Origin of the sequence: Pararhodonellum marinum (assembly GCF_015354735.1) — a bacterium.
Lineage (GTDB): Bacteria > Bacteroidota > Bacteroidia > Cytophagales > Cyclobacteriaceae > Pararhodonellum > Pararhodonellum marinum.
Window position 1 is genome coordinate 48,206 of sequence record NZ_JACEFJ010000008.1, and the last position, 19,775, is coordinate 67,980.

Below are 19,775 nucleotides of genomic sequence, written 5' to 3' on the forward strand. Positions count from 1 at the left end.
TTTTACGAGGGTCCCATGTTTCAAGTTAATTTTTTAAATTTATCCCTTCATCAAAAACACACACATGCCTTCATTTACCATTTCTGGTCAACTCATAGATCTTTCTAAAAACATCATTGCCCCTACCCAACTAAAAATCAAGGATGGAGAAATTACAGGAATCACTCCACTGGAATCCGCACCGAACCAATATCTCCTCCCGGGTTTTATCGACGCGCATGTACATGTGGAATCTTCTATGCTCATTCCATCTGAATTTGCTAGATTGGCAGTCGTTCATGGTACCGTGGCAACCGTATCAGATCCCCATGAAATCGCCAACGTTTGTGGGAAAGCAGGGGTGGATTTTATGATAGAAAACGGTAAAAAAGTGCCCTTTAAATTTTATTTTGGCGCTCCTTCCTGTGTTCCTGCCACCCCTTTTGAAACTGCCGGGGGAGAGATCAATGCTGCAGAAATCGATGCGCTCCTGCAACTTCCTGAGGTTTCTTATTTGGCCGAAATGATGAATTGGCCAGGTGCGGTAAACAGAGATCCTGAAGTGATGGAAAAAATTGGAATTGCGCAGAAGTATGGCAAACCAGTAGACGGACATGCGCCTGGGCTAATGGGAGAATTGGCGGCAAAATACATTTCCGCCGGCATCAGTACCGACCATGAATGTTTTACTAAACCTGAAGCATTGAACAAGCTTAAACTTGGAATGAAAATCGCCATTAGAGAAGGTAGCGCCGCCAAAAATTTCGATGCATTGATTGATTTAATTGATGATTTCCCTGATCAGATCATGTTTTGTTCTGATGACAAACACCCGGATAGCCTAGCCCTAGGTCACATCAATCAGTTGGTAAAAAGAGCAGTGGAAAAAGGAAAAAACCTCTTTGATGTGCTGCGGGCCGCATGTATCAACCCAATCGACCATTACAGCATGAAAGTAGGCCGTTTGCAGATTGGGGATCCAGCAGATTTTATTGTGGTAAAAGATCTCAATCGGTTTGAAGTCAAACAAACCTACGTCAATGGAAAATTGGTAGCTGAGAACGGTAATTCACTGATTCCATCCGTAAAACAAAATAAGCTCAATAATTTCAATATTTTGCCAAAAAAGAAGGAGGATTTTTTACTGAAAGCAAATGGATCCAGAGTAAGGGTCATTGAAGCTTTGGACGGCCAATTGATCACACCCCAACTGGAAGGCGACATCGTGGTAAAAAATGGCTACGCAGAATCAAATATCGAACAAGACATCCTAAAAATAGCAGTAATCAACCGATATAAAGAGGCTTCCCCTGCCATTGCATTTATTAAAAACTTTGGTCTAAAGACAGGAGCCATTGCTTCTTCTGTGGGACATGATTCCCACAACATCATAGCGGTCGGAGTAGATGACCATGCCATTACCAAGGCAGTGAATTTGCTGATTAAAGCCAAAGGAGGCATAGCGGCCATCAGCGAAAATGAGGAGTTGATCTTGCCTTTACCAGTCGCCGGAATTATGTCGGCTGAGGACGGCTACAAAGTCGCCAAGGCTTACACAGAAATAGACCAATTGGCAAAAAAAATGGGCGCCACCTTGGAGGCCCCTTTCATGACTTTGAGCTTTATGGCTCTCTTAGTTATCCCTGACCTCAAATTAAGTGATAAAGGATTGTTTGATGGGAAGAAATTTGAATTCGTAGACCTGTTTTTGGACTAAATGGTTGCTGACAGAAAAAAGCTTAAAGGACCTTATCCTGTTTTCCCTCCAGTTTGTGTTTGATGTCACTGATGATGCTTTCGGCATGGACGATTGAATTTTCGATAAAAAACTCTCTGGTATTCAGTCCTCCACAGACCACGCCAGCCAGGTATACTCCAGAAACATTGGATTCCTGATTGGTTTGGTCATAGCAAGGTTGCCTTTTCTCATCCAGGCTAAGGGATATGCCCAGTTGATTCAACAAGGCAAAATTCGGTCGATAACCGGTCATAGCAAGTACAAAATCATTCGGTATACTTACTTCTCCTTCTGGGGTATTCAAGGTTACTTCCTTTTCATGGATTTCTTTTACCAGGCTGTGGGTATAGGCTTTGATAGCGCCTTCTTTGATTCTGTTTTCAATATCGGGCTTGACCCAATATTTTACATTTGGGTCTACCCCTTCGTCTTTAAATACCATGGTCACATTGGCTCCTTTTCTCCATGTTTCCAAAGCCACATCAACTGCCGAATTCCCACCTCCTACTACCAAAATATTTTGCCCAATATACGGCCATGGTTCCTTGTAGTAATGGGTCACTTTGGGTAAATCCTCCCCGGGCACTTTCATCAGGTTTGGCAAATCATAAAATCCTGTAGCGATAACCACTTTTTTACTCTGATAGGTATCTTTTGAAGTTTTAATGAGAAAGCCTCCTTCAATACTTTCCAACTTTTCCACTTGTTCATATATATTGACCTTCAATTTCCAATGCTTGGTTACCCTTCTGTAATACTCAAGGGCTTCCGTTCTTGTGGGTTTGTGGCTGATGGACATGAATGGAATCCCACCCATTTCCAATTTTTCAGAAGTGGAAAAAAAAGTCATATTGACAGGATAATTGTAAAGGGAGTTGGTAAGTGTTCCCTTTTCTACAATTAAATAATTAAGGGAGGCTTTAGTGGCCTCTATGCCACAAGCCAGACCTATAGGGCCACCGCCTATGATCAAAACATCCAGATTATTCATATTTTAATAAACACGCATACAAAATCAAAGTTCGGGATTGGTTTGTTGTTTCTGTTGAAATTCTATTTGCTTGTCTTCACTATTTCCTTTTAAGTGATCAAATGTCCTTTCTTTGAAGACCACCTTACCATCATGGCCAATGAGCAAGGCGGATGAGTTGACGGTTCCATAGTTGTCCCCTAGAAGAATAAACTGAGCCGAGAGCACACTTTCTTCATTTTTTGGAAGACCTGTATCGGGTAGTTCATCTTGGGGATATTGTTCTTTAGATCCTAATATGCCCAATAGATGGTCAGGCCGAATGGTTTTTTGCAAAAGCAAGGTTTTCATCTGTTTTTTGGCCAATTTCACTTTTGGCCAAGGTACATCCAGCAGCCCATTGCTTAAACCATACATTCCAGGAAGTAATTCTATGACTTCTTTGCCATGATTGGAATAATAGCAAAGCTTCTCCCCGTCTGAAACAATTAAATTAAATCCTTCATATTGTGCTTTATCGTTTTTTACTTTTTTCAAATAATCCAATGGATCAACTTTACTTTCCAAAAAATCTCTGACCAGCTGTCCTCTGCTGATTTTTGGATTGATTTTCTGTCGGAGGTCACGGTAATTGGTGATGAAAGAAAAACGGCCATTGGGATGAATGCCTAACCATGTCCCTCCACTTTTTAAATCCTTGCCTCCATAAAACCCACTTGGCCACAAACCAAGACGTTCCGAAGGCCTATTGAAAAATTCATCCCTGTTGGCGGACAAGATGAATTTAAAGTCAGAATGATTATGCCAGTTGAAGGCTACTAAACACATGTGGGCAAATTAATAAAAAAAGGCCGGATACACCGGCCTTCTTACGGATGAATTAAACCACTTTTTCACTCATTTTACAGATAAAGTGTTCTGTGCAGTTGAGATTATTTTGATTTAATGTATATACAACTATTTTGAAGGGCATAAAGTTTCTAAAAAAGTAAATTGCCAGATTGGAATGAGAAAAAAGGCCTAAATTACTACTATAGAGAACATTACAAATGATTTTAATATTTTAACAATTTTTAATACGAAAAGAATCGTATATTTTTTGTAATTACGATGAATCTCGTATACTTTTGTTACGAAACAAATCGTACCTATAAAAATGACTCCTAAACCCACAGAATCAGAACTTGAAATCTTGTCAATCTTGTGGCAGCTGAAACAAGCGACAGTAAGAGAAATTCATGAGAAATTGGCTGAAAATAAAGATACTGGATACACCACCACGCTGAAGACCATGCAAATCATGCATACCAAGGGTTTGCTGAATCGGAATGAGCAAAACCGAACCCATATCTATTTTCCTGCTCTGGACAAGAAAGACACCCAGCAAACTTTGGTGAAAAATTTCTTGGGTGCGGCATTTGCAGGTTCTGCAAAAAATCTGGTCATGCAGGCCTTGGGGCAGGGGAATCCTTCAAGAGAGGAAATCGAAGAAATACGTGCATTTTTAGATGAACTTGAAAAAGATAAATAATGGAATGGTTGAATCAAATTTTGCCTGAAAAATACCTTTTTGCCTTAGGCTGGATGCTTGTTCATGCCATTTGGCAAATAGGTGGGATCGGTTTGTTGTTGTGGGCCACTTTCCGGATGACCCAACAAAAAACCTCCGCCTACAGGTATGCCATGGGTTTGGTTGCTTTGCTGTTGATCACATTGACAAGTATCGCCACTCTTGCCTATTACCTTAAGGATAGCCCGATACAGTACTCCCATCGTGCTCAAACCGAAAACCATGAAGTTTTGACCCATGGGTGGATAAGTAATCAAGACCTTCCTTCATGGGATGAGAAGTTTACGGCTTGGGATCAGTTCCACGCAAACATTGCACCATGGATACCCTTCCTGGTGAAGCTTTGGATTTTTGGTGCCTTACTTTTCATGGTCAAACTCGGCGGCAGTCTTGCTGACCTCAGGTACCTTAGGCTTAAGTACCACCCTAAAGCTTCCAAACCATGGCAGCAGGTCTTGAATAAGCTATCCGCCCAACTCAAGCTAAGCTGTCACGTCCAATTGCTTGAAAGCACCCATGTGGATTTGCCACTGACGTATGGCTTATTCAAACCGGTCATCCTAATTCCTTTGGGTCTTTTTTTCCACCTTAGTCCGTCCCAATTGGAGGCGATCATTGCCCATGAACTGGCCCATGTCAAGCGAAATGATTTTCTTATCAACTTAATCCAATCCCTCCTGGAGGTGATCTACTTTTTCCATCCGGTTTTTTGGTGGATCAATAAAAAAATAAGAGAAGAAAGAGAAAATTCCTGTGATGATATGGCCATAAAGATTGGCATTGCACCCAAAGATCTTGCTTATGGTTTGGCCAACACCCTTAACCAAGCTCATCACAAAGCCCCTGACATGGCCATGACAGCCGTCAAAAGCTCCCATCCTACGCTGGACAGAATCAAACGGATCATGGGAATGAAAACAACTCAACACTATCCTACTACACTTAATTTAATGACTATGATGATTGCCCTATTACTCAGCGCTACACTTTTCGTAAGCGCAAACAGATCGGATTTGGTGGATTTGAATGATGCTATCCAGCCATTTCAATTAGAAGAAGTTCATGCATCTTGGGATAAAGATCGGGTTTATCAGTTGATCAACGAGGAAATAGAAAACCAAATGATGGTCTCTGATACTAGTAAACTTGGCAAAGAGGTTGATTTTGTCTTCATCCAAAATGAAGCAAATGGTGAATCAGATAGCCTAAAGCGAAATACAAAAAAATACATGATCATCAGAGGTGACACCTTGGAGACAAATGATGGGAAGATTGTGGAATGGAATTACTCTGGTTCAGACCTTGAAGGCTTTGAATTCAAAGCATTTGATTTTGCAGAGGCGCCTGAATTTCCTATGGGTGCATTGACTCCTTTGCCTCCGATGACAGCTTGGGAAGATATGCCAAAACTTGAACTCAATGACGCCGTTTTTTATCAGTTCTTTGCAGACACCTCCAATAAAGGAGCCTTTGACTTTAAGATCTTCAAAATGGATTCTGCCTTAAATAAAGCCCAAGTTAATGCGATGGTCCTTCGTCGGGATACGAGTAAGATGTCCAAAGAGGAAATAGCACAAATGAAACTGAAAATTAAGGAAAACCTGGCTAAAACACAGGAGGAACGGAATGCACTCAAGCAATACTGGCTGGAATACAGCGAAAATATGACAGAAGAAATGCGGATAAAGCAGCAGGAGCTGCAAGAAAGTTTACAGCCTAAAATCATTGAATTCCAAAAACAAATGAAGGAATGGCAAAAAAACAACGAACCTCAAATTGAGGCCTACAAGGAAAGTATGAAAGTCTGGCAGGAGGAGAACCAACCCAAAATAGAAGCATTCCAGAAACAGATGGAAGAATGGCAACAAGAAAACCAAGAACAAATCAAGGCCTTCCAGAAAAAAATGGAGGAGTGGCAGAAAAACAACCAAGTTCAATTACAAGAGCTGCAGCAACTGATTGAGGAAAAAGTAAAAAAAGGGGACAATTGATCCCCTTTTTTTTACTTTACAATCGCTTAATTCAATGGGAAGACACTTTGGCCAACAGATAATTTTTGAATGCCTCAAAATCATTGTCTATGGCTTCAATTTTTTTGGTTCCTTCAAGGAATTTTTCCAGACGTTCGGGTAGGGTAATTTTCATTTGTAAGATTTCTTCTACCACTGAGCGGAATTTGCCGGGATGGGCTGTTTCAAGGAATATCCCCACATGATCGGGATGCTGAGACAGATAAGCTTTCAAGCCTAGATACCCAACTGCGCCATGTGGTTCTAGAATATAACCTGTACGGCTTTTTACGCTAACCATTGCCTCGGCAGTAGCCTTATCCGAAAAATAATAACCCCTGACATTATCCTTTAGCTTCTCTTCATCTTGATCGGACAAAGCAAGGAGTCGGTAGAAATTACTCGGATTGCCCACATCCATACTGTTACTGATGGTGGGGATGGAAGGCTTAGCCAAAAATATCTCACCGTTCAGAAATTCCGGAACAACTTTATTCATATTGGTGGCTGCCACAAACCGGGCAATGGGAAGTCCCATTTTTTGGGCTAGAATTCCGGCACCCAAATTACCAAAATTGCCACTGGGCACTGCAAAGACGAGTTCTTTCTGGGTGAGAGGCAATTTGGAGAAGGCATAAAAATAATAGAGGCACTGAGGAATCCACCTGGCTATATTGATGGAATTGGCAGAAGTCAGCAACATGTTGGCCTTAAGCTCCGGATCTAGAAAGGCTTCTTTGACCAGTTTTTGGCAGTCATCGAATACCCCATCCACTTCCAAAGCCAGAATATTCTCTCCCAAAGTGGTGAATTGTTTTTCCTGTATCTCACTGACTTTTCCTTTAGGGTATAGCACGATTACTTCCACGCCTGGCACTTTGTAGAAGCCATTGGCTACTGCACTTCCCGTATCCCCGGAAGTAGCCACCAACACCCTGACTTTACGCTCTTCCCCTTCCAAAAGGAGACTCATCAGTTTGGAACAAAATCTTGCCCCAAAATCCTTGAAAGCCAAAGTAGGCCCATGAAACAATTCTAAGCTATAGACATCTCCTTCCACTTGGACAAGGGGTGCATCAAAAACCAAGGTATGGTCGACCAAATCTTTGATTTGATCAGGATTCAGGTCTTCCGAAAACAACGCACCAATAACCTCATATCCAATTTCCCTAAAGCTCATTTTCTTGATATTTTCAAAAAATCCATCGGGGAGTTCGGGAATGTGGAGAGGCATATAAAGCCCTTGATCAGGTGCCAATCCTTGTATTACAGCTTCCTTGAGGGAAACTTGATGATCTTTATTTTGTGTACTGTAATATTTCATGGTGATGTGTTTGGGATGCAATAAGCGCCTCTTACATTGATGGCAGAGGTATAGATATCGGTCTCTAAGCCCAATTTTTCAAATATTTCTTTGCTGATTTCACCACTTTTTAGAGCGATATCCCTATTTGGAGAAAGAATAAAGGTAGTAGGACCTGAACCAGAAATTCCAGAGCCCAAAGCTCCTGCTTCTTTTATTCCCTGCCTGACTTCATAGAAACCCGGTATCAATAAAGCCCTTGATGGTTCAGCTATCACATCTTTTAAGGATCGGCTGATTAACGGCAAATCTTCTGAGTACAAGCCTGCAATCAATCCGGCAATATTGCCTGATTGTATGGTACTTTCTTTTAGAGAAATTTTTTGTCTGAGCACACTTCTGGAGTCAGCGGTATTCAATTCCAGATGAGGATGAACCAATGTAGCATAAAGTCCTGCTGGGACATGGAGTTTGATCACATCAAGGGTTTCATAATCCCTGATCAGCACAAAGCCACCCAAGAGAGAAGGGGCAACATTATCTGCATGGGCAGCGCCACAGGCTACCCTTTCTGCTTCTATGGCAAATGGAAGCAAGGCTTGCTTTTGAAAAGGGTTTCCCAACAGTTCATTGCATGCAACCAAGGCCGCCACTGCACTTGCCGCACTGGAACCCATGCCGCTTCCGAGTGGCAATCCTTTTTCCAAACGAACTTCAAGATCTATGGATTCACCAAGGGCATACAGCATGGCCTGAATCGCTACGGTACAGGTATTTTGCTCTGCTTCATAAGGAAGTTTACCTCCATCTCCTTCAATATGGACCACATGAAGCCCTGGACGGTCACCCAACCCAACAGTCACTTTATCCCCGAGCTCATCAATAGCAAAACCGAGGATATCGAATCCGCAAGAAACATTGGCCACTGTGGCAGGGGCGAAAGCAGTTATAGATTTCATCTTGAATAATTCCCGAGTCTTATGATGTCAGCGAATACCCCTGCGGCAGTGACATCCGCACCTGCACCAGGTCCCCTTATGATCATCGGGAAATCATGATAACGCTCTGTGGTGAATAAAATCATGTTATCGCTTCCCTTGAGGTTATAAAACGGATGATTGGATTCTACGGCATTAAGTCCTACCCTTGCTTTTCCATTTTCCAAGGCTGCCATAAATCTAAGTTTTTTGCCTTCCTCATTGGCTTTTTTTAATAGGTCTGCAAAATGCTGGTCGTGGGCTTTGAGTCTTTCAAAGAATTCCGGCACTGAAGCTGCTTGTTCACAATCTTCAGGCACCATGCTTTGGATATCGATATTTTCAAAGTTCAATTCTTCCTCAGCCTCTCTGCCTAAAATCAGGATCTTTCTGGCAACATCCATACCGCTCAAATCATCCCTTGGATCTGGTTCAGTATAACCCTTTTCTCTTGCTTGAAAAACAACTTCACTGAAAGGAAGACCTTTTTCCAATTCGGAGAAAATGAAATTCATGGAACCACTGAGCACCCCTTCTATCCGGATCACCTTATCCCCACTTAACATCAAATCCTGCAGCGTATTGATCACGGGCAGTCCAGCGGCTACATTGGTCTCATAAAGAAACTTAACCCCCCGCTTTTTTGAAAGCGCCTTCAGCTCACGGTATTTTTCCAAAGAACCTGAATTGGCTTTTTTATTGGGTGTGACAATGGCCACTTTTGCTTCCAAAATCTGTTGGTAGGCATCAGATACCTCTTGGCTTGCCGTACAATCGACCACCACAGAATTAGAAAAATTCATCTCTTCCATGGTCTTGATGAAAAGCTGTAGATCCGTGGGTTGATCGCCTTCGGCTGGTACGGGACAGTTTTTCAGGTCAAAACCATCTTCATGAAAACACATGAATCTCGAATTGGCCAATCCATGGATCTGAATGTCCAAAAGGTTTTCTTTTTGGAGTTTCTGTTGTTGGTTGCCTATCATTTTGATAAGGGTTTTGCCGATCAGTCCAACTCCTATGAGAAATACATGAAGTACTTTGTAATCCGAAAGAAAAAACACCTCGTGCAGAGCATTCAAAGCTTTTTGAAGATCGGCTTGTGCGACTACTGCTGAAATATTCAGTTCTGAGCTTCCTTGAGCTATGGCAAAAACATTGACATTGTTTCGGCCCAAAGCCTGAAACATCCTTCCGCTCGCGCCTGGATTATGTTTCATGTTTTCTCCTACCGCCGCCACTATAGCCATATCAGGCATGATCTGAACGGCATCCATTTCGCCGTTTCTGATTTCAAACGCAAACTCTCTTTCGATTGCCGCTTTGGCCAATTTGTTCTCCTTAGACAATACGGTAACACAAATTGAATGCTCAGAAGATGCCTGACTGATCAAAATTACATTGACTCCAGCATCTGCAAGAGCACCAAAGACTCTTCTGCTAACCCCGACTACCTCTATCAATCCTGTGCCTTGGATGTTGAGTAAGCTAACGGCAGACATAGAAGAAATCCCTTTGATCAATTTCCCATTCTTGGCTTGACCGTTGATCAGGGTGCCGGGGTTTTCTGGGTCAAAAGTGTTTTTTATCTGAATGGGAATGTTTTTTTTCATGGCCGGCTGCATGGTGGCCGGAAATATCACTTTAGCACCAAAATGAGACAGCTCCATCGCCTCACTGTAGCTCAACTGCGGGATGGTAAAAGCCGTGTAGACCAATTTAGGATCAGCAGTCATCACTCCAGGTACATCGGTCCAAATTTCAAGAATATCTGCATCCAAGGCTCCAGCAAAAATAGCCGCAGTATAATCCGATCCACTTCTTCCTATCGTGGTCGTCTCCCCGTGTTCGGTGGAAGCAATAAATCCAGTTACAATTTTGACAGGATGATTTTCTTCAAAATGCTGCTGAATCAAGCTATAGGTCTGATTGAAATCAACCTTAGCATGACCAAATCTATCGTTGGTTTTGATCACTTGCCGGGCATCCAGGTATTGAACATCAAGCCCTCTGTTTTTTAACACCTCAGTAAGGATGTATGCAGACAGCCTTTCTCCGAAACTGGCAACATAATCCAAGGTTCTAGGGGAGCATTCCTTAATCAGGTAAATTCCATGACAGAGGTCCTCAAGTTCATTGAACCTGACTTTAACAAAAGTCAGAACAGGAGACTGGGACTGAACAGGGATTAATTCCTTTACGATGGAAATATGCCTTTTTTCAAGATTCTTGAGTATCAGTTGGTAGTCATTGTCATTTTCCAAGGCAAATCTTGAGCAAGTCAATAGATCCTCTGTCACACCTCCAAAGGCAGAAAAAATAATGGTGCCTTCTTTTGCTCTTATGGCAGGTTCTATGAGTTGTAAGACCTTTTCTATATTTTCTCGGTTGGCTATGGATGAACCTCCAAATTTCAAAACTTTCATAAAAGATATTCAATAGGTAAAATGAGATATAAATGGTTTGGGAGGTCTACAGAAGACCTAGGGGCAAGGGGAAATATGTAAATTGAAACGGGAACTACCCCGTAGTGGTACCGGTAAAAGTAAGGGTAATATCGGAAGATAGGAAGAACGCAACGCCCAATTCACTTTCGCATTGGGTGGTACATACAGGAGTATTGTGCGTGCTAAAAAACATGTCTTTCAAATTGATGGACAATCTTACTGACAATTTTCTAATATACCAAATTAAATTTTAGAGAATTTAGAATTAAACCGTAATAAAATTAAAGAAACAACAATGTAAAAAAGTAAATGAAGATCTTAGTGAAATATTATTCTCATCGCTTCAATTTATTTAATTTTCAAGATAAATTTTGGAGATTCAAATTTTTACGAAATAAAATTACTGTATTGACAATTAAGTACAATCCGATTGGAATATTTATATAGGCAGAAAAATCTCTTTAATGTCTATTTTTTTTCATTTCATACAATCATTCCTTAAAAATATTAATTATATTTGTCGTAGTTCATATTAAAATTTACACGTTATGAAAAAGCTATCTGCATTATTTTTAATGATCGTATTTATCGGTTTTAGTGGATGTTCGTCGCTTTCAGGATCCAATGCCATTAGCATGCTTACAGGAAATAACTGGGTACTATCGTCATTAATGGGAGGTGAGTTAGATATGTCTAAATTTACCTCTGGGTTACCTACATTGAATTTTGGGGAAGGCGGCAATCTTACAGGCTACACAGGTTGCAATAATTTTAACGGAGATTTTGAATTTGAGGGGGGCTTGATCAACCTCAATCCCGGAGCCACAACAAAAAAAGCCTGTCCCAATGGTGGCGGAGAAACCGAATTTCTCAGTGCGTTAGGAGAAGTTGCAAATTTTAGAATCACAAAAGATAAACTTACCCTGCTTCAAGGAGCCCAAGAAATCATGACTTTTTTACCTCAAGATTAACCAACTTATACTTACACGCATGATAATCTGATTGCTCAAGAGCGATCAGATTTTTTTATGCCTATCTTTAGGGACTTTAATTCAGGAATATTTCATGAAAATCAAAACCGGATTTATTCTCGCAATTGTTGTCTTTTTGGTTTTTATTTTATTCAAAGGCAGCATTAAGAATGATTCAGCACAACTTCTATTTGTCGGAGTGTTTATTTTGGCTGAGTTGGTGATTATCCTGCTGGTGGCAAAGGAGCTCAAAAAAAGCAAATGGTGAGCATCCCTATTTTTCAGCACTCAATGGCAATCATTTTTCCTTCTGGTATCAATTACGTATGTGATTTTCCACTCACCCTGTATACGGATCAGTTGGAAAGAATTGACCCCGCAATGGGAAAATTCATCATTGATGTAAAACATATAAGATGTCCAAGCTGCCGCCATGTCTCCATCTATGCTGATTTTATAATCAATAATTCTTTCATCCAAAATAGTCCCTGGAGGGATTTCAACGATTCGATTGATGAAATCATTTACTGTATTGCTCCCAAGCTGAGTGCCATCGGGGCTATTCCCAACCGTATGCATCACTGCCTCCTCATGAAAGGCGCCTTTCAATAAAGCTTGGTTTTTATTTCTCATTCCCTCAAAAAGCTGTTCAATGGTCGCAACCACCTCTTCCTCATCATTTGGATCTGGAATGGAAACAGACCAAAAACCGGTCAAGAAAAGACAAAGTGAAACAAGGATTTTTGGTGTCATTTTTTATAGGAAAAAGCAGCTTAAATCAATTAATTTTTAGGCTCTATACTTCCGCCTGTAGAAGTAGAAACATCCAAAATCTTTGGATTTCCAAGGTAGGTTACCTTACCAGTGGTCCCAGCGGATCCCTTTAAACTATCAGAGACCTCAAAGGTTGCTGAGGCTGCCGTATTCACTTTGACCTGGGCATTACTGACCATTAATTCCTGTCCATCAATTTCAGCATTGGTGTAGGCATTCAGGGAGAGGTCTTTGGAACTTCCATTAATGTGGATTTTAGCGTTGGTTGAGGCCTCAAGACTCAAATTGGTGCCGTTCACTTCCACCTCAAGATAAGCACTGTTGAAAGCCGATAACTTGATGTTTTGGCTCTGTATGGTTTCATTTACAAAAACTTTGGCGCTATTGTTGGCCTCTATTTGGGAGAGATCAGTGTAAGTGATTTTTACCTTAACACTGGTGGACCTAAAATTTCCCCTCCCCATTTTGACTTCCAACAACCTGTCTTTCACTACCGTTTCAACCTTATCGAGTCCTACTCCAGAAACTGTTATCTGGATTTCATGCTTATTACCCTTGATCAATTCAGCCTCAATGCCGTGGGAAATTTTTACCGCATTAAACGCCTGAAGGGGTCTGGTTTCTTCTTTTGTTTGGGACATCCCAATCATTGGCTGGGAAATGAAAGCAAACAAAATCAAGAAAAATACTGAATTTTTTAACCTGTTGAGATCAAACATTTCCATATAATTTAAAGGTCATACTTCTGAGTGCATGGTTGGAAGCTGCAAAGTGCATAGATTCTGCTATTTCTGCAGGTGTCACCCATTTGGAATGATCAGCATCTGGCATGGCATCCCTGTTTTCTGGCGTATCTATCACACTTGGCACAAAAACATGTGAACGGATACCCGTACCCTGTATTTCTTGGTTAACCAAAGCAGCAAGTTGTAACACCAAACCTTTACTCAAACTATATGCCACAACTTCCTTTCCTTCCTCATTTGGCAGGGCAGGTTTAGCACCAACCATAAGAAGATTTCCCTTGTCAAATTTTTTCATGATCGGTAGAAAAAATTTGACCATATTGAAAGAACTAAAGAAATTTAATTTGATCATTTTATTCAAGTCATCCAAGCTTGTTTCCTCAATTGTTCCCATCCCAAAACCTCCTACCAACATGGCAATCGCTTCCAATTCTCCATATTGTAAGGTAAATTCTTTGCTGAAAATTTCTACAGCCTTGCTGTCGGTTACATCTACCTCATAGACATCATCAGCCTCTTCTACCTCATCCCCAGAATCAGGCTCAATAAGGGCAATGACCCGGTAACCTTCCCGTTTGAATTTTTCCACCACAGCCGATCCCAAATTTCCCGCAGCTCCTGTTATGATGATATTTCTATCCATGGTTTTCTGTATGTTTGTAAGCAAAAAAGATGTATGTCTGACTTAAAATTAAGATTTATTTTCGTAAAAAGTCATGGATAACTTGAAAACCCCTCATGCTGTAAAGGAAAACCAGAAAAGAAGCGTTTTTATTTTAAAAATTTTTTTCTATTTCACCCTAATCTTTCTAATGGAATTTTTAGCCAGTGAAAATATCAGGACGCCAACCTTGATGGTTAACTTTTTGAAAGCCACCACTTTTTTTCTTGCAGGAAATATTCTGGTGTCCTTAGGCAGGATCATCACCGTTAGGTTTTACCTGAGAAAAAAGAATGAAAACATCTTTCAGAAAAATTTTGTGTTAGGTATCAATCATATTGCCAACATCATCAATGTTGGTCTGTTTTTGATCTCTATCATGCTTTTGTTCAACATTGACCCTGTTAATTTTTTCACCAGCATTACCATTGTAGCCGCAGCCATAGCCTTGCTTAGCAAAGATTACATCACCAATATGATCAATGGCTTGATCATCATGTTTTCAGACCAGTTTTCTTTGGGAGACCATATCCGGATCGGTGACCATAAAGGCAAAATCGTAGATGTAACCTTGCTCAATACGGTACTTGTAAATGAAGATGATGACCTGGTTATGATACCCAACACCCTATTTTTAACTTCCCAGGTTTCCAACCATTCGAGACAGGACTTTAAAAAACTGAGTTTCGAATTTGAATTGAAAATTTCAGGAAAATTTGATTTGTTGGGTCTGGAAGAAAAAGTCAAGGAAAACCTGAAACCCTTTGATCAACACATTTCCATGGAGACTTTTTCACTCAAAACCATCGCCATCCAAAAAGATAGCTTTAGGCTGAAAATACAATTTGTGCTCAAAAGCGCTGAAAAGGAACAGGAAAGAGAGATCAAAAGAGCCGTAAATCAATCCTTGATTTTCTTTGCCCGTGAAAACCAATAAGGAAAATATCTTTGACTTGGTCTACCAAGTGGTGAAACTCATTCCGCCTGGAAGGGTCACCTCATATGGTGCCATTGCACAATACATAGGGCTCAAAAGTGGTGCCCGGATGGTCGGGTATGCCATGAATGCATCCCATGGCCAAACCGGTGTTCCAGCCCATAGGGTGGTCAACAGAAACGGCTTGTTGACGGGCAAACATCATTTTGCTAGTCCCACAGAAATGCAGGAAAGGCTGGAAAGGGAGGGCTTAGTGATAAAAGAGGATCAAATCCAGGATTTTAAGGTGCATTTCTGGGACCCATCCCTTGAATTGGGAATTGATTGAGCAGGATATTTTACTTTTCCCTAATAAGGAAAAGCCCTACAAACATCAGCAATCCATTTAAGATCAGGATTTCAAAACCGAACTTATAGCCTCCAAGCAAAACTTCGGAGTTTTTGTCAATTACAAATGCAATTATTGGCGCGGAGAGCGCCAAATAAGGAACCCATTTGTCTTTGACTTTCCACTGGGTAAATAACCCAAAGGCATAAAGCCCCAACAATGGTCCATAAGTATATCCTGCGATGATGAATACCGCATTGATCACACTTTGATCATTGATCCAACGGAAAACCAAGATCACCAAAAACATCAATGCAGTAAAGGCCAAATGCACTGTTTTCCGAATCCTGGTTTGTCTGGCTCTTTCATAATTTTTTTCAATTTCAAGAAAATCATAGCAGAAAGAAGTAGTCAAAGCGGTCAAGGTGGAATCTGCACTTGAGTAAGCAGCGGCAGTAATACCAAGGACGAATATGATACCTGCAAATGCCGAGAAATTCTGTGTGGCCAACATGGGGTATAAATCATCAGACCTAAGGGGTATCTGAATGCCATTGGCTTCTACATATAGGTACAATAAAACACCAAGGGCTAAGAAAAACAGATTCACAAAAACCAATATGATGGTAAACCAAAACATGTTTTTCTGTGCCTCACCAAGATTTTTACAGGTCAGGTTTTTCTGCATCATGTCCTGGTCCAATCCAGTCATGACAATCGTGATAAAAGCGCCTGAAGCAAATTGCTTGAAGAAATTGGTGTTGGAGCGCCAATCCCAGTCAAATATATCAGACCTAGGATCTAAAGAAACTTCTGAAATCATGTCTGTAAAACCCGCAATTCCGAGGTCCTTGGACACCAAATAAATGCTTACACCCACTGCGGACAGCATGAAAAAGGTCTGTAAGGTATCTGTCCAAACTACCGTTTTGATGCCTCCCTTATGGGTATAAAGCCAAATCAAGGAGACGGTGATCAAAACTGAAACCCAGAAAGGGATTCCCCACTGATCAAACAAAATCAGTTGCAGTACGCCAGCCACCAAAAAAACACGCATGGACGAACCAAGTGTCCTTGATAATATGAAAAAGAAAGCCCCAGTCTTGTAAGACCAAAACCCAAACCTATCTTCCAGAAAAGCATAAATGGAGACGAGATTGAGCCTGTAGTACAAAGGCAGCAAAACCTTTGCAATCACCAAATAACCAAGGGTATAACCCAAAACCACCTGAAAGTAATAAAAATTGGTATTGCCAACTTCTCCTGGTACTGAAATAAAAGTGACACCGGAAAGGGAAGCACCGATCATACCGAAAGCCACTAAAAACCAAGGAGATTGCCTATCCCCAGTAAAAAAAGTTTCATCCGTAACTTTTCTGCTTGTCAACCAAGAAATAACGAACAACAACCCGAAGTAGGTTGTTATCACTATGAGTACGAGATTTGAATCCATAGGCTATTTGGCAAAATTTTCGCTAAATTGTTTATAATTATTAACTTTGCAAAATGATGGTAACGTTAGGACATACCCAATTTGAAGAAGCTGAATTGCTTGTAGAGGAACTGGTAGATCAAGAGGAGCATGAGCTTGTGGTGTTCAATGATGATATCAATACTTTTGATCATGTCACCAAAGTGCTCATTAAAGTCTGCAAACATTCCCAAGAACAAGCAGAACAATGTACTTTGATCATCCACTACAAAGGCAAATGTGCGGTGAAGAAAGGTACCGCTCGTGATCTAAAGCCCATGTGTCAATCTATTTTGGATGCAGGGATTCAGGCCGCTGTAGTTTAAGCTATTTGTTGAAGTGAATTTCCCCTCCAAATTAATTGAAGACGCTGTTCATGAAATCAGCCTTCTCCCAGGAATTGGTAAAAAAACAGCCCTAAGGTTGGTTTTGCATTTATTGAAACAATCCGAGAACCATACCGAGAACCTTACACATGCCCTGAATAAGTTAAGAAAAGAGATTCGGTATTGCGAGCAATGTCACCATATTTCAGAAACTCAAATCTGTCAGATCTGCACTGGGGTAAAAAGAGACAAATCCATCATCTGTGTAGTAGAAGATATTCCCGATGTGATGGCCATTGAAAACACTGGGCAGTATAGCGGACTTTATCATGTGTTGGGGGGAATCCTTTCGCCCATACACGGAATAGGCCCCGAACAACTCAAAATTGACAGTTTGGAAAAAAGAATTTTGGAAACCAATGCTGATCAAAAGGTACGCGAAGTGATCCTGGCCCTACCTTCCACCATGGAGGGAGATACCACTGCTTTTTACATTACCAGAAAACTCAAACCCCTGAACATCAAGCTAAGTACCATCGCTAGAGGCATTCCCATTGGTGGAGAACTGGAGTTTACCGATGAGGTTACCTTGGGAAGAAGTATTCTTACCCGGGTAAATTATTCTTTGGATTGATTATTTTTCTTTGTGTATTAAAAATGGATTTATATCTTTGCAATCCCATTTGGGGGATTAGCTCAGCTGGCTAGAGCGCTACACTGGCAGTGTAGAGGTCATCGGTTCGACTCCGTTATCCTCCACCATAAGGTTTGCTACAATGCAAACCTTTTTTTGTTTTACTCTTTGCGTTAAATAGCGCAAAGCTGACTCATAAAACGTATTTTTAACACCATTCTGACATTCACAAAGAGAAGCTGCCTCCCAAATAATTAGAAACGAGGTAGACCTTTATTTGTTGGATTATGATCTTTACATTAAAGTGTGGTCTGTGCTTTAATTCAAAAGTGCGAGCCACTTGGAACTGCGCTCAGCATTAGAATTCCCACCTTTCAGGTAATCTTTAAAAGTTTGCTTTAGTTTTGCTTTGTAATTTTGGTTCACCTTCAAGGGTATCAGGCAAAAAATATCATGCTTGGCCAAAAGGCTATTCAAAGCTTGTTGAAAATCCTCAAATTCCTCAACATAATTTGCCCCTTCAAACTTTTCATACTCAAATTTTGGTTCAAAATCAAAAAGAGTAGTTTCATTACTCAGGAAGAAATAAACATTTTTTCCATCACAGCCTTTTCTAAAAAACTTAATGCAACCACTACCAGTTCCTACTTCGCAAATTTCCTCAAAATCAATGTTAAATAGGTAAGTTTCAATGACTCCCTCTAAAATTTCTAAAGTTTCATCTTGTACATTTTCAGAAGAACAATAACTTTTACCAGCTTTCTCTATCCTTTTTTTGGCAATTTCTAGCTCGGTATCCAAATGTATCCATTCCGTCCTCAATCCAGCACTTTTAGCTTGGGCTAAGATCGCCATCAACCCCTCGTCATAGCCAGAAATACAATATTCCACCACGAGCTGCAACCCATCAAGTAAGGCAAACATGCCTCTTTCTGACAAACTGTTGTAAATGTCTAACACATGATCTCCCTCTGTCAAGGCATCCGGCCTACAAAAAAGCCTGATGCTTTCCTGTACCATATCAAATATAAAATACCCATCTTGGTCCTGGTAGTGGTTCCTGATATAGGTGCTTTTCCCACTCCCTACTGCTCCTGTCACAAAAATTATCTTGCTCATGTTATTTACTTTTTTTGTTGAAAACAAATTAACCCTTTCAATAATTGTGTGCTTAACCATTCAAAACCAAGACTGAATTAACGGTTGAGACACCTGTTGATATCATGCATTTCTTCTAAATATGCTATGATTGGCATAATCCCTCATGACTTTCCAAATCTCATGGTATGCTTTTAATTTATCATTTTGATCGGGATGTACAGCAATTTCATTTTTGAAATTTGGGTAGTCTATGCCTTTGATCATTTTAACCAAAATGTTTGCCATCTCCTGTTTGTTTACCAATACCCTGAAGCGGTAATCAGCGTCTTCGGTTTCAATTATCCTTTGGCTATCAAAAAGCGATTGCAAATCGTGTTTGACCCTTGCCCTCACGATAAGTACATCTGCAAGGTCCCAATGCGCTACAACTGAAATAAATCCATTTTTTGATGCTATCCACATAATATTAAATGTTGAAAAGTTCTACGGGAATCATAATACCTCAATTTACCAAAAAACGAGTTGTCTAAAAAATTTTTGACACAAGTTGACATAATTTAATTCCTGTAGTTAAATTTCCGTTTTGGTTCGCACATAATAAGATAGCCAACCTCAAAAAATTTTCTGGTTAATTCCGCTTATCTTCCTGAAACCCAATATTCTACTTCAACCGGCTCGGAAATCCCCCGCCTGTATTCTGGCAGGCCCGCCAATCGTCGGGCAGGCCCGCCTGTCATCGGGCAGGGATGTGCCTGACATTTCTGTTTGCTGGCGAGTATTATATTAATTTACCATTTTCCTGGCATCATTGCGAAACTAAATTAAAAGTTTCA

General features: G+C 40.6%; 20 protein-coding genes and 1 tRNA gene. 10 read left to right on the forward strand and 11 right to left on the reverse strand.

Going from position 1 to position 19,775, the window contains the following annotated elements; all coding sequences use genetic code 11:
• Positions 1–64 precede the first annotated feature (64 nt).
• A complete protein-coding gene (gene ade / locus H1A14_RS14790; RefSeq protein WP_194777056.1) occupies positions 65–1,696 on the forward strand; it encodes an adenine deaminase in 1,632 nt (543 codons plus the stop codon).
• A 22-nt stretch (positions 1,697–1,718) separates the two neighbouring features.
• Here the strand turns inward: ade and H1A14_RS14795 are convergent, their stop codons facing one another.
• Together H1A14_RS14795 and H1A14_RS14800 are read right to left on the reverse strand one after the other, a co-directional pair.
• Positions 1,719–2,708, reverse strand: a complete 990-nt coding sequence (locus tag H1A14_RS14795) for a YpdA family putative bacillithiol disulfide reductase (RefSeq protein WP_194777057.1) — start codon at positions 2,706–2,708, stop codon at positions 1,719–1,721.
• 24 nt (positions 2,709–2,732) lie between these two features.
• Positions 2,733–3,515, reverse strand: coding sequence for an NRDE family protein (locus H1A14_RS14800; protein WP_194777058.1), 783 nt, complete (start codon positions 3,513–3,515; stop codon positions 2,733–2,735).
• A gap of 328 nt (positions 3,516–3,843) precedes the next feature.
• Here H1A14_RS14800 and H1A14_RS14805 point away from each other — a divergent pair, with 328 nt between their 5' ends.
• Both H1A14_RS14805 and H1A14_RS14810 read left to right on the forward strand, forming a co-directional pair.
• On the forward strand, positions 3,844–4,218 hold the full coding sequence (locus H1A14_RS14805) for a BlaI/MecI/CopY family transcriptional regulator (protein ID WP_194777059.1): 375 nt from the start codon (positions 3,844–3,846) through the stop codon (positions 4,216–4,218).
• Positions 4,218–6,248, forward strand: a complete 2,031-nt coding sequence (locus H1A14_RS14810) for a M56 family metallopeptidase (RefSeq protein ID WP_194777060.1) — start codon at positions 4,218–4,220, stop codon at positions 6,246–6,248. Before H1A14_RS14805 ends, H1A14_RS14810 begins: the two co-directional genes overlap by 1 nt.
• A gap of 31 nt (positions 6,249–6,279) precedes the next feature.
• On the opposite strand, the gene thrC is transcribed toward H1A14_RS14810, so the two are convergent.
• Genes thrC through thrA form a run of 3 tightly spaced genes read right to left on the reverse strand, consistent with a single transcriptional unit; the run spans position 6,280 to position 10,972 of the window.
• The gene (thrC, locus tag H1A14_RS14815; protein WP_194777061.1) at positions 6,280–7,590 is read right to left on the reverse strand and encodes a threonine synthase; all 1,311 of its coding nucleotides are present in this window, start codon (positions 7,588–7,590) and stop codon (positions 6,280–6,282) included.
• Positions 7,587–8,528, reverse strand: coding sequence for a homoserine kinase (locus H1A14_RS14820; RefSeq protein ID WP_194777062.1), 942 nt, complete (start codon positions 8,526–8,528; stop codon positions 7,587–7,589). The genes thrC and H1A14_RS14820 overlap by 4 nt, the downstream gene beginning before the upstream one ends.
• Entirely contained in the window at positions 8,525–10,972 is a 2,448-nt protein-coding gene (gene thrA, locus H1A14_RS14825; protein ID WP_194777063.1) for a bifunctional aspartate kinase/homoserine dehydrogenase I, read from the reverse strand. Before thrA ends, H1A14_RS14820 begins: the two co-directional genes overlap by 4 nt.
• Before the next feature lie 569 nt (positions 10,973–11,541).
• Between thrA and H1A14_RS14830 the strand changes: the two genes are divergently transcribed.
• Together H1A14_RS14830 and H1A14_RS14835 are read left to right on the forward strand one after the other, a co-directional pair.
• Positions 11,542–11,964 carry an META domain-containing protein gene (locus H1A14_RS14830; RefSeq protein WP_194777064.1) on the forward strand — a complete coding sequence of 141 codons (423 nt, stop codon included), beginning with the start codon at positions 11,542–11,544 and terminating at the stop codon, positions 11,962–11,964.
• A 94-nt stretch (positions 11,965–12,058) separates the two neighbouring features.
• A complete protein-coding gene (locus H1A14_RS14835; RefSeq protein WP_194777065.1) occupies positions 12,059–12,232 on the forward strand; it encodes a hypothetical protein in 174 nt (57 codons plus the stop codon).
• Between the two features lie 20 nt (positions 12,233–12,252).
• On the opposite strand, the gene H1A14_RS14840 is transcribed toward H1A14_RS14835, so the two are convergent.
• The 3 genes from H1A14_RS14840 to H1A14_RS14850 all read right to left on the reverse strand — a co-directional run bounded on the left by H1A14_RS14840 (position 12,253) and on the right by H1A14_RS14850 (position 14,127).
• Positions 12,253–12,717, reverse strand: a complete 465-nt coding sequence (locus H1A14_RS14840; protein ID WP_194777066.1) for a nuclear transport factor 2 family protein — start codon at positions 12,715–12,717, stop codon at positions 12,253–12,255.
• A gap of 29 nt (positions 12,718–12,746) precedes the next feature.
• Complete coding sequence (locus tag H1A14_RS14845) at positions 12,747–13,379, reverse strand: head GIN domain-containing protein (protein ID WP_228527795.1); 633 nt, start codon at positions 13,377–13,379, stop codon at positions 12,747–12,749.
• Between the two features lie 70 nt (positions 13,380–13,449).
• Entirely contained in the window at positions 13,450–14,127 is a 678-nt protein-coding gene (locus H1A14_RS14850) for an SDR family NAD(P)-dependent oxidoreductase (protein ID WP_194777068.1), read from the reverse strand.
• A gap of 169 nt (positions 14,128–14,296) precedes the next feature.
• Here H1A14_RS14850 and H1A14_RS14855 point away from each other — a divergent pair, with 169 nt between their 5' ends.
• Both H1A14_RS14855 and H1A14_RS14860 read left to right on the forward strand, forming a co-directional pair.
• On the forward strand, positions 14,297–15,082 hold the full coding sequence (locus H1A14_RS14855; protein ID WP_228527796.1) for a mechanosensitive ion channel family protein: 786 nt from the start codon (positions 14,297–14,299) through the stop codon (positions 15,080–15,082).
• A complete protein-coding gene (locus tag H1A14_RS14860) occupies positions 15,069–15,410 on the forward strand; it encodes an MGMT family protein (RefSeq protein WP_194777070.1) in 342 nt (113 codons plus the stop codon). Before H1A14_RS14855 ends, H1A14_RS14860 begins: the two co-directional genes overlap by 14 nt.
• 10 nt (positions 15,411–15,420) lie before the next feature.
• Here the strand turns inward: H1A14_RS14860 and H1A14_RS14865 are convergent, their stop codons facing one another.
• Positions 15,421–16,863 (reverse strand): sodium:solute symporter, encoded by a 1,443-nt coding sequence (locus H1A14_RS14865; protein ID WP_194777071.1) that lies wholly within the window; start codon positions 16,861–16,863, stop codon positions 15,421–15,423.
• A 53-nt stretch (positions 16,864–16,916) separates the two neighbouring features.
• Here H1A14_RS14865 and H1A14_RS14870 point away from each other — a divergent pair, with 53 nt between their 5' ends.
• The 3 genes from H1A14_RS14870 (at position 16,917) to H1A14_RS14880 (ending at position 17,969) form a co-directional block, all read left to right on the forward strand.
• Entirely contained in the window at positions 16,917–17,207 is a 291-nt protein-coding gene (locus H1A14_RS14870; RefSeq protein WP_228527798.1) for an ATP-dependent Clp protease adaptor ClpS, read from the forward strand.
• A gap of 13 nt (positions 17,208–17,220) precedes the next feature.
• Positions 17,221–17,841, forward strand: a complete 621-nt coding sequence (recR, locus tag H1A14_RS14875) for a recombination mediator RecR (RefSeq protein WP_194777072.1) — start codon at positions 17,221–17,223, stop codon at positions 17,839–17,841.
• Positions 17,842–17,892: 51 nt separating this feature from the next.
• A tRNA-Ala gene (locus H1A14_RS14880) sits at positions 17,893–17,969 on the forward strand.
• A 190-nt stretch (positions 17,970–18,159) separates the two neighbouring features.
• Here H1A14_RS14880 and H1A14_RS14885 read toward each other — a convergent pair.
• Both H1A14_RS14885 and H1A14_RS14890 read right to left on the reverse strand, forming a co-directional pair.
• Positions 18,160–18,960: a DEAD/DEAH box helicase family protein gene (locus H1A14_RS14885; protein WP_194777073.1), complete on the reverse strand. Its 801-nt coding sequence runs from the start codon at positions 18,958–18,960 to the stop codon at positions 18,160–18,162.
• A 102-nt stretch (positions 18,961–19,062) separates the two neighbouring features.
• Complete coding sequence (locus tag H1A14_RS14890) at positions 19,063–19,404, reverse strand: hypothetical protein (RefSeq protein WP_194777074.1); 342 nt, start codon at positions 19,402–19,404, stop codon at positions 19,063–19,065.
• Positions 19,405–19,775 lie beyond the last annotated feature (371 nt).

Coding starts and splice junctions, on each gene's coding strand:
- ade (WP_194777056.1), top strand. CDS start 65: ATGCCTTCATTTACCATTTCTGGTCAACTCATAGATCTTTCTAAAAAC.
- H1A14_RS14795 (WP_194777057.1), bottom strand. CDS start 2,708: ATGAATAATCTGGATGTTTTGATCATAGGCGGTGGCCCTATAGGTCTG.
- H1A14_RS14800 (WP_194777058.1), bottom strand. CDS start 3,515: ATGTGTTTAGTAGCCTTCAACTGGCATAATCATTCTGACTTTAAATTC.
- H1A14_RS14805 (WP_194777059.1), top strand. CDS start 3,844: ATGACTCCTAAACCCACAGAATCAGAACTTGAAATCTTGTCAATCTTG.
- H1A14_RS14810 (WP_194777060.1), top strand. CDS start 4,218: ATGGAATGGTTGAATCAAATTTTGCCTGAAAAATACCTTTTTGCCTTA.
- thrC (WP_194777061.1), bottom strand. CDS start 7,590: ATGAAATATTACAGTACACAAAATAAAGATCATCAAGTTTCCCTCAAG.
- H1A14_RS14820 (WP_194777062.1), bottom strand. CDS start 8,528: ATGAAATCTATAACTGCTTTCGCCCCTGCCACAGTGGCCAATGTTTCT.
- thrA (WP_194777063.1), bottom strand. CDS start 10,972: ATGAAAGTTTTGAAATTTGGAGGTTCATCCATAGCCAACCGAGAAAAT.
- H1A14_RS14830 (WP_194777064.1), top strand. CDS start 11,542: ATGAAAAAGCTATCTGCATTATTTTTAATGATCGTATTTATCGGTTTT.
- H1A14_RS14835 (WP_194777065.1), top strand. CDS start 12,059: ATGAAAATCAAAACCGGATTTATTCTCGCAATTGTTGTCTTTTTGGTT.
- H1A14_RS14840 (WP_194777066.1), bottom strand. CDS start 12,717: ATGACACCAAAAATCCTTGTTTCACTTTGTCTTTTCTTGACCGGTTTT.
- H1A14_RS14845 (WP_228527795.1), bottom strand. CDS start 13,379: ATGTCCCAAACAAAAGAAGAAACCAGACCCCTTCAGGCGTTTAATGCG.
- H1A14_RS14850 (WP_194777068.1), bottom strand. CDS start 14,127: ATGGATAGAAATATCATCATAACAGGAGCTGCGGGAAATTTGGGATCG.
- H1A14_RS14855 (WP_228527796.1), top strand. CDS start 14,297: ATGGAATTTTTAGCCAGTGAAAATATCAGGACGCCAACCTTGATGGTT.
- H1A14_RS14865 (WP_194777071.1), bottom strand. CDS start 16,863: ATGGATTCAAATCTCGTACTCATAGTGATAACAACCTACTTCGGGTTG.
- H1A14_RS14870 (WP_228527798.1), top strand. CDS start 16,917: ATGATGGTAACGTTAGGACATACCCAATTTGAAGAAGCTGAATTGCTT.
- H1A14_RS14885 (WP_194777073.1), bottom strand. CDS start 18,960: ATGAGCAAGATAATTTTTGTGACAGGAGCAGTAGGGAGTGGGAAAAGC.
- H1A14_RS14890 (WP_194777074.1), bottom strand. CDS start 19,404: ATGTGGATAGCATCAAAAAATGGATTTATTTCAGTTGTAGCGCATTGG.